At 44.1% G+C, this 8,284-nt stretch carries 8 protein-coding genes; 2 read left to right on the forward strand and 6 right to left on the reverse strand.

The window, feature by feature from the left end; translation table 11 throughout:
* Positions 1-194: hypothetical protein (locus tag RLO19_RS01885; protein ID WP_446353333.1), on the forward strand; the 194-nt coding region annotated here is incomplete at its 5' end.
* A gap of 193 nt (positions 195-387) precedes the next feature.
* On the opposite strand, the gene RLO19_RS01890 is transcribed toward RLO19_RS01885, so the two are convergent.
* From RLO19_RS01890 to RLO19_RS01900, 3 genes are read right to left on the reverse strand one after another with little or no spacing between them, the layout of a single operon-like run.
* Positions 388-1,245, reverse strand: coding sequence for a sulfotransferase family protein (locus tag RLO19_RS01890; protein WP_446353335.1), 858 nt, complete (start codon positions 1,243-1,245; stop codon positions 388-390).
* A 31-nt stretch (positions 1,246-1,276) separates the two neighbouring features.
* Entirely contained in the window at positions 1,277-2,218 is a 942-nt protein-coding gene (locus RLO19_RS01895) for a glycosyltransferase family A protein (protein WP_446353337.1), read from the reverse strand.
* 54 nt (positions 2,219-2,272) lie between these two features.
* Positions 2,273-2,524: a hypothetical protein gene (locus tag RLO19_RS01900; RefSeq protein WP_446353347.1), complete on the reverse strand. Its 252-nt coding sequence runs from the start codon at positions 2,522-2,524 to the stop codon at positions 2,273-2,275.
* A gap of 142 nt (positions 2,525-2,666) precedes the next feature.
* Between RLO19_RS01900 and RLO19_RS01905 the strand changes: the two genes are divergently transcribed.
* Positions 2,667-3,014 carry a hypothetical protein gene (locus RLO19_RS01905; protein WP_446353339.1) on the forward strand — a complete coding sequence of 116 codons (348 nt, stop codon included), beginning with the start codon at positions 2,667-2,669 and terminating at the stop codon, positions 3,012-3,014.
* 7 nt (positions 3,015-3,021) lie between these two features.
* On the opposite strand, the gene RLO19_RS01910 is transcribed toward RLO19_RS01905, so the two are convergent.
* The 3 genes from RLO19_RS01910 to RLO19_RS01920 form a co-directional block, all read right to left on the reverse strand.
* On the reverse strand, positions 3,022-4,392 hold the full coding sequence (locus RLO19_RS01910) for an RNA-guided endonuclease InsQ/TnpB family protein (RefSeq protein WP_446353341.1): 1,371 nt from the start codon (positions 4,390-4,392) through the stop codon (positions 3,022-3,024).
* A gap of 279 nt (positions 4,393-4,671) precedes the next feature.
* Positions 4,672-7,152, reverse strand: a complete 2,481-nt coding sequence (gene recG / locus RLO19_RS01915) for an ATP-dependent DNA helicase RecG (protein ID WP_446353343.1) — start codon at positions 7,150-7,152, stop codon at positions 4,672-4,674.
* Positions 7,153-7,200: 48 nt separating this feature from the next.
* Complete coding sequence (locus tag RLO19_RS01920; protein WP_446353345.1) at positions 7,201-8,043, reverse strand: hypothetical protein; 843 nt, start codon at positions 8,041-8,043, stop codon at positions 7,201-7,203.
* Positions 8,044-8,284 lie beyond the last annotated feature (241 nt).

The raw sequence follows: 8,284 nt of genomic DNA on the forward strand, positions 1-8,284 counted from the left end.
CTGAAGTTCCCCCCATACAGATGTACTGCGCCCAGGCTAAAGCCTTATACCGTAATGGTTTGAGCGCTCAAGCCCTCAAAAATCGTACCCATGTAGCACTTGCAAAAATAGCGCGATCGCGCTATTTTTGCAATAGACAAGAGATCGGTGAAAACCCTCGCTACATCAAGGTTTCAGCGATTGTACCCATGTAGGGCGGCTAAAAAATCGCGCAAAGCCGCACGGTGAGGCAGTTTTGATTTTTTGGCTGGGGGAACTTCAGGTTAAGTATTCCCCGAAACTGGGCTTCTCGTGAATAAGACAACAAAATATTGGTCTAAAGATTTTTCCAAAGGTTCAGGACAGGGAAGTATTCAACTATTTCTAAAAGAATAAACAATTTTAATTTTATAGTTTGTTATTAATTGTGCTGCAATATTCCGATAAGGTTTCAGAGCATTTATCGAAGTGTAGCCTTGCTTTATCGATTAACTCGGAAGAAATAATATTTTCTAACTTTCTCTGATTTCTGATAATACGACCCGCTTTAATATTTCCCTTATGATCGCCTACATTTGGCATTCCCGTTGTTCTGAGAACTTCATATTGCTCGGAAAAATTTTCTCGGGTTTCTAAAACTTGCTTTAAAGCCATAAATACCGAATCAGTATGATTTAAGAGTTGCTCATAAGTCAAAAACATACTGCGTTTTTTGCTATTAATGAGTTGAGCATAGCTGACTAAACTTGATAAGCGTTTAATGTAGTAATGGTAAGCTGTTTCTTCATCCCAATGGGGTTTTAAGTCCATAATACTGGCTAGACTTCTCTGGGGTTCTCTTAAGAGAAACAAAGCGTAGATTTGCTGAGATTTTAGAAAATCTTCCGTTAAAAATTTATTGTCATGTAAAACTTTATCTAAAACATATGTATGATTCATCTGTAACTTGTTCAAGTCTTCCAGTTTATTGAATTCTCGTGAATGTAAGTAAACTTTCAAAAATAAATTTTTAAGGTCTTGTTCGGAATCATATTGAATATGGGTTTCTCCATATCCGATAATTTCGGAATTAGAATTTAACAGATGAGTGAGTAGCGATGAACCCGATCGCATGTGGCTGAGAATAAAAAGAATTTTGTACGGTTGCGCTCGTCCAAGGATGGTATACGGATCAGCAAGGGTGTTGATCCGAAAGTGAAAGTATCCAGAAACCAGATCATTTTTATACAGTCTAATCCGGTGACGTAGTGTTTGCATTTGTTTCATGGTAAGCCAACTGAATCGTTACGAATATCATTTATAACCAATGCTCAAAAATAAGATCATAATACCCGGCTTGTTCGGGCGGATACCACCCTTTCTCAATCCTCTCAATCAGTTTAGGGAGCGCTTTTATGAATTCTGGCTCCCGATTTTTGGGGTGAACAGTCCAAGCTTTGGGTGAATCCAGCACCGCTCGAACATAGGACGTTTCTTCCAAGCGATTTGATACCATAACTTCCCAAGAATCTAATTGTCCTTTTCCAGTTAAATAATTTAGTTGGGTTTTTAATGATATCGGTAATCCATTCAATACCTTATTTTTGTAAGTTCTCCAGAAAATCGGAAGTGGAAGTAAGCTATCAAAACGTTTGCGATCGCTCAGATAAACACGACTGCTAAAAAACTTAAATTTATAGAATCCCTGCGGATCTCGTTCGTAAGAAACCCGCTGATTGATTTCACCATCATCTTTGGGTGGACCAGTCAGAGGTCTAACTGACATCACATCTGGATGGTTTTGCAGTAATTTAATTCCCTCTTCTATCCAACTGTAGTCTGGTTGCTGGTGAATCAGCATATCACTATCAAAGTGAACCACGTAGTCTCCGGGAACTTCTTCAATGGAGAAAATTGTGCCGAGGATTGGATAGCCTTTATAGTTATGGCTCTGGCGTATCCTCGTCCCAAAATGTTTTTGATAGATCCGTTTTTGGTAATCCGGGGAGTAATCAATATCAACAACTTTGTCAACCACACCCGCCGCGAGTAGCTGATCACAATAGTTCCGGAGTTGTTCCATCGTTCCCACACCCGGACGATTCACTTTGTCACCGGACAATGGGGCTGTATCTACGGCTAAAAGACGTTGAGTAAACGGAAAATTACACATCCTCACAATATGAGGAATTGTATGCATCATGAATGGGATATCAGTTCGCGCCACCATGATGGATAGGGAACAGGTTCCAGATACCATTAATTAATTAATCAGTAAACACCCTTTCCCTATTATAAACTGAATTCGATTTCTCTAACCACGACGACGGATCAAGTTCGCTGGTTCAATGTCGCCGTGAATCACCTGCTGTTGGTGAACAAAGGCTAAGACCTGTAAGATATCCTTAAGGAGTGCGATCGCTTCTGATTCACTAATCGATTTTCCAAAGCGGCGATGTTTGATCGCACCATCCCTTGCATCATTAAGGTTTTGCTGCTCATTGGCTCTTTTAGTTGTTGCTAAACCACCGAATTTGTTCTGGTTTTTATTAGCACTCCATGTCATTGAGTGCTAATTTCACGACTCACTTGAACTTGCCTTCGACCGTTAAATAAAATTTTTATAAAATTGTTCACAATGATAATCTAAAATCAATCGCTTTGATTATTATTGGGGATAAAGGCTGTAAAAGTAGAGGTCTAATCCCATGAACTATACATTTGATATCCTAGGCGTTTCGCCCGTCTTAGAGTTTTTTAATCATCAACAGCAGGTCAGTCAAAAAGCCACCGCCCCAGGTGTTGAATACTTAGGAACCTATCAATGTACCCTGGATGCCTTCTTAGAATCGGTTGAAACCGTTCCGACTCAGAAAGGATGGGATATGGATAGAGCGGTGGATACTGTAATTCAATTTTGGATGAATCACCCGGAGCGGATTCGCTACTGGAAAGATCGTCTAGAGGGTGCCGGGAACGCCAATGTACTGGTGTCACGAATCGCAGATATGCCGTCGCTCAAAGCCCAGTTTAACTCGCTGTTCAAGGAAAAGTGACATCATCCTACACTGACCCTGGAGGTACAGTGTAGGCTTCCTTTGTCGCAGCCTTTTGGCTACGCTTCCGGCGTTTTATAGTTGGGAATATGCCCAGCCCAACTCTCTTGATGTTAATCGCTGCATTCCAATCTCTGTCTAGCACAAACCCACATAAACAGTGATGGATTCTGACAGATAAATCTTTTTCAACTTTTGCGTTACAACAAGAGCATACCTGGCTTGTGTTATGGGGTTTAACCTTCACCACCGACTTACCAGCTTTTGCAGCTTTGTAGGCGAGAATTGAAAGAAATTGACCCCAACTAGCATCATTAATTGACTTATTTAAACCTGATTTAGCACTTTGTCCATTTGGTAAATAGTTCCCATTTTCATCTTGTTTTGGCTTGTTTTTTATGGACAAGTTTCCCGGTTTAATGTCCTCGACAAAGAACACCTTCTTGTCCATGCTCACCAGTCGTGTAGCCGACTCGTAATGGAACTGCTTCCGCTTGCGTTGTAGCCTCTGATGGTGCTTCGATATCTTTTTTGCTAACTTTCGCCGTGATGCTGATTTGTGAGACTTCTTATCTTTGCGGTTAGCCAACTTTGCCAACTTTGACTCAGACCTGCGGTAATGCTGCTGAATTGGCTCAATCTCACCGTCTGAATTTGTCCAAAATTTTTCTAGCCCCACATCTAGTCCAAGGGAGTTCTCTTGGGTAGCCTCTAGCTCTGGTGACTTCAGACTAGGTACTGCCTTGTCCTCCAATGTTAGGGTTATGTACCACCCGTCAGCACGACACGATATCAGTGCCGCCTTAATTGTGAATCCTTCCGGGATGGGGCGATGGTAGATTAGTTTCATTTGACCTACCTTGGGTAGGCTGATACAAGCAATATCACGCCGTGTGCCGCCGTTTCTGCGCTGATGAGGATTGGCGGTAACACTTAGGCAGTCCGGCTTCAACTGTGGGATTGAAAACGTTCGATATCGCCGCACCGACTTAAACCGAGGTTTTCCGCTGCGCTTGCTACTTGAATCGCCTTTAGTGAAGCGATTAAACGTATCCTCTACCCGCTTAATTGCTTCCTGAATTACCTGGGAGTGAACCCCTTTGTACAAGTCTTTGTCGGACTCCCTTGACCAATGAGTTGCCCGTTTTTGTGAATAATAGGTTGGTTGGTCTTTTAGTTCTGATAAATAGGTGACAAAAATTGGACAAGCATTGACTGGAGTGCGGTTACACTCCCACCATTTAAACCGTTCTTCTAGCATCAAATTGTGTATCCGGCACAGTTTATACAGCCAGTCTTTTAGCTTATAAACCTGCTGTTTGCTTGGCACAATTCGATACTGATAATTCAGTTTAAACGTGTCTTTGCTTCGCTTCAATTTTATCACCTCCTCATATAGAATAATACCACACTTATGACAACCATCAGGATGAAAACAAGTTTCCTTTCACTGGCGATTCATCCCACGCTCAATCAAAGATTAGAACGTGGGGTTTCTCGCCGAATAAGCTAAAAGGCAGAAGGCTCTAGTCCAGTAGGTTGGGTTGAACGATAGTGAAACCCAACACCATAGCAGAATGATAGCAATCGCCATAGCGGTTAGGACGCATCATTTATGTAGAGACAAAACATGGACGGTCTCTACAACAGTATTCCTTTAGGTTAAAATAGCCCCACCCATTAACTTAGAATACCGATAGTCCAACTCCGCCTTAATTAACGGCAAACTCTCCAGCGCCTTATCCTCAAGCACAATTTTTTCCGCCGCATCTCTTGCCAAATTCAACACCTCTTGGTCTTCTACCAAACTGGCTAAGGCAAAATCCGCCAACCCTGACTGACGCCGCCCTAAAACCTCCCCAGGACCGCGAAACCGCATATCCATCTCCGAGATAAAAAAGCCATCCTGGGATTGTTCCAACACCCCCAAACGCTGACGCGCGGTATCGGTTTTCGACCCACTCATTAATAAACAATAGGACTGATGGGAACCTCGCCCTACCCGCCCCCGTAATTGGTGCAACTGTGACAAGCCAAACCGTTCCGCATTTTCAATCATCATCACCGTCGCATTCGGGACATCTACCCCCACCTCAATCACCGTGGTGGAGACAATAATTTGTGTCTGATTATCCCGAAACGCATTCAGCGCCTCATCTTTTTCTGCTGAACTCATCCGCCCATGTAATAATCCCACCTGAAACTGTGGGAAAATAGTCTCAGAGAGTCGCTGATGCTCCTCTACTGCCGATCGCACATCTAATTTTTCTGATTCTTCAATTAAAGGTAGGACTATATACGCTTGACGCCCTTGGGCAATTTCTCGACGCATCAAGTCATAAGCGTTTTGGCGTTCTTTCCCGGTTAATACTGTGGTGTGAATCGTTTGGCGTCCCGGCGGTAACTCATCAATCTGACTCACATCCAAATCCCCATGCAAGGTTAACGCCAGTGTCCGAGGAATCGGTGTAGCTGTCATGGTTAACACATGAGGGGATTGTCCCTTTTGTTGCAACTGCGCCCGTTGTTCCACGCCAAACCGATGCTGTTCATCAATCACCACTAGTCCTAAGCGCTGAAAATTCACGGGGTCCTGAATTAATGCATGAGTTCCTACCAACAGGGGTAATTCCCCGGTTTCTAACTGGGAATGGATTTGCCGGCGCTTCTTCACCTTCACTGAACCCGTTAGCAATTCGACGGGCAGATGGAGTAAATTAAACCAACTGACTAATTTACGATAATGCTGTTCTGCTAATACTTCCGTTGGTGCCATTAACGCCGCTTGATACCCAGACTGAATCGCCGCCAGAATCGCAATCACAGCTACCACGGTTTTCCCCGAACCCACATCCCCTTGGACTAAACGATTCATCGGACTCGATTTTTGTAAGTCGTTGAGAATATCGTTCACCACCCGTTTTTGGGCACAGGTGAGTTCAAAGGGCAGCAGGTGATAAAATTGTTCAACGAGTTTCCCCGTGGGCGCGAGAATGGCACTGGATTGAACTTGCCGCTGCATTTGCCGCCGCTGGAGAAATCCTAACTGTAAATAGAAGAACTCATCAAAGACCAAGCGGCGTCTGGCACGACTGAGGGTATCTGTATCTGTGGGAAAATGTAAATTCGCGATCGCATCACTCACTCCCATCAAATCATACTGCTGGCGCATCCCCTTCGGCAACGGTTCTTGCAGTTGATTCACTGCGGGTAACGCCGCCATCACCGCCTGTCTCACCCAATCGGCGGGTACCCCTTCCGTTAAAGGATAAACGGGCATAACTCGACCAATTTTCAAGGAGTCAATACTCCCACCCAAATGGTCTAAAACCTCAATTTCTGGGTTATCTAGGGTAATCCCATACTTATTCTTTTTCACTAACCCTGACGCCGCCACAATCGCCCCCGCCGGATAGCGACGCTTTTGTTGTTCTTGCCAACCGCGATGGTTGTAGCGATTTCCGGCAAAGAAGCGATTCAGTTTAAGTTGACCGGTGTTGTCTTTAAGTAATAACTCAAAAATCGATAACTTTTTATTTCGAGGGCTGGTAAAACAGTTACAACGCTTCACCGTACCCACCACCGTTACCGTTTCCCCGGCGACTAAATCCTTAATATTCACCTGACGGGCATAATCAATATGATCCCTCGGATAATAGTAGAGCATATCTCGCACCGTATATACTCCCAAACGCCCTAAAAAATCACTGCGGCGACGACCAATATCGGGTAACTCGGATAAAGGTGAGTCCAGGGTAAAATTGACGTTTAACTGGGATGTTTCCCCAACCAGAGGCGTAGTCTGGGGAGATTTAACCGTCGGGGTTTGAGGCGGATGAGTCTTTTCCCATTCCCGACGCTGAATTTCCTGTTGCAGCTTGTGGAGAAACTGTCGTGTATCAGCTACCAGATGTTGACGGTCTTCAACAGTCTTATGATCATAACGCCCAAACTCAGCCGCAATGGACTGCCATTTGCGCCGTTCCACAGGTAGAAGTCCGTCTGGTGTTTTCCCTAAACTGAGGCAGAGAAATTCACTAAAACGGTACTGATTCCCCTGCAAATCAGTAAAGCCCTTTTCGGCTTCGACAGAAAGTGCTTTTTGTAATCGTGTCCAATCTGGAAATTCTGTACCCACAATTTCTGAATTATGAATGACAAATGACCAATAACCAATGACGAATGACTAATCCTCAAACCAACTCGCACGCCATGCGGCTTCGGCTTGAACCACTGTCCACTCCCGTTGTTTTTTGCGATACTGTTGCTGAAATTTAGTGGTATGGGCAATCAGGTGCCGAATTTGATTCCGCACTTTGACTAATTGCGGTTCAGTAAACTCAATTTCGGATAGGCGCAGGTTAACCGCAATAATTCGGGTTAGGGTTGTATCATCGTCATCATCCGACCTTTGGGTTTCGACTAAAAGGTTGAGTAGATTTGAACCGGGACTGCTTTCACCCGCCGCATCTGCTTTGGTTGCCGCTTCCAGGACAGTTGGTGGTAGTTTATCGGGAATAATACCCTCTTGTTGTAAAAGACGATTGGTCTTCACGGAAACAGTTTGCAAGGTGAGAGCAATTTTATCTTCTAACATCTCTTGCCACTGTAGCAGTTGATTGGGCAGAATTGGTTTTTGTGGGGCGAGGGCTGAATCTGGGGAAGGGTTTGCTGTGGTTTCAGCCGAGGATTCCGTTGACTCCGCCATGGGTTCTAAATCCTCGTCTTCCAGGATTGATGATAGGTCTTGAGGAAGCTGTAAGTGTAAGATTAACTCCTCTTGTCCTTCCTTACCAATCTGACGCAAGGCTTGCTGTAGATTTTGGCGCTGATTGAAGGACAAACTTAAAAATGCGTCTGGATAGCCTTGAGTACAAACCTGATAACTTGCCTGTTTCAAATGTTTTTGCACCGTTTGCCCCAACAGGGTCACATAGGTAGCGTAACTGTCGTGGAGTTGGGAAGCTAGATGTGCGATTGCTTCCTCCATCTTAGCTAAATCCTGCTCAATGCGTTCAACTGCGTTCACTGTCATTTGCCTTGGGCGATATCAAAATGAATGTAAGTATTCAACCGAACATGATATTATCCCCCGACGAAGTTGACACCCCTTAGTAAATATTTGTAAAATTTTATCGAAGCGCCTTATATCCCACATCCTTTTAGGTGTGGGATATAAGGCGGGTCATCGGAGGCACGTAGATGACCAAATCATCCCTTGTTTCTAGCCATTCGCTAGTAGCACATCACTTAGGCTATTAGCATTAATC

Source organism: Coleofasciculus sp. G2-EDA-02 (genome assembly GCF_040226375.1).
In the GTDB taxonomy this organism is placed as follows: Bacteria; Cyanobacteriota; Cyanobacteriia; order Cyanobacteriales; family Coleofasciculaceae; genus Coleofasciculus.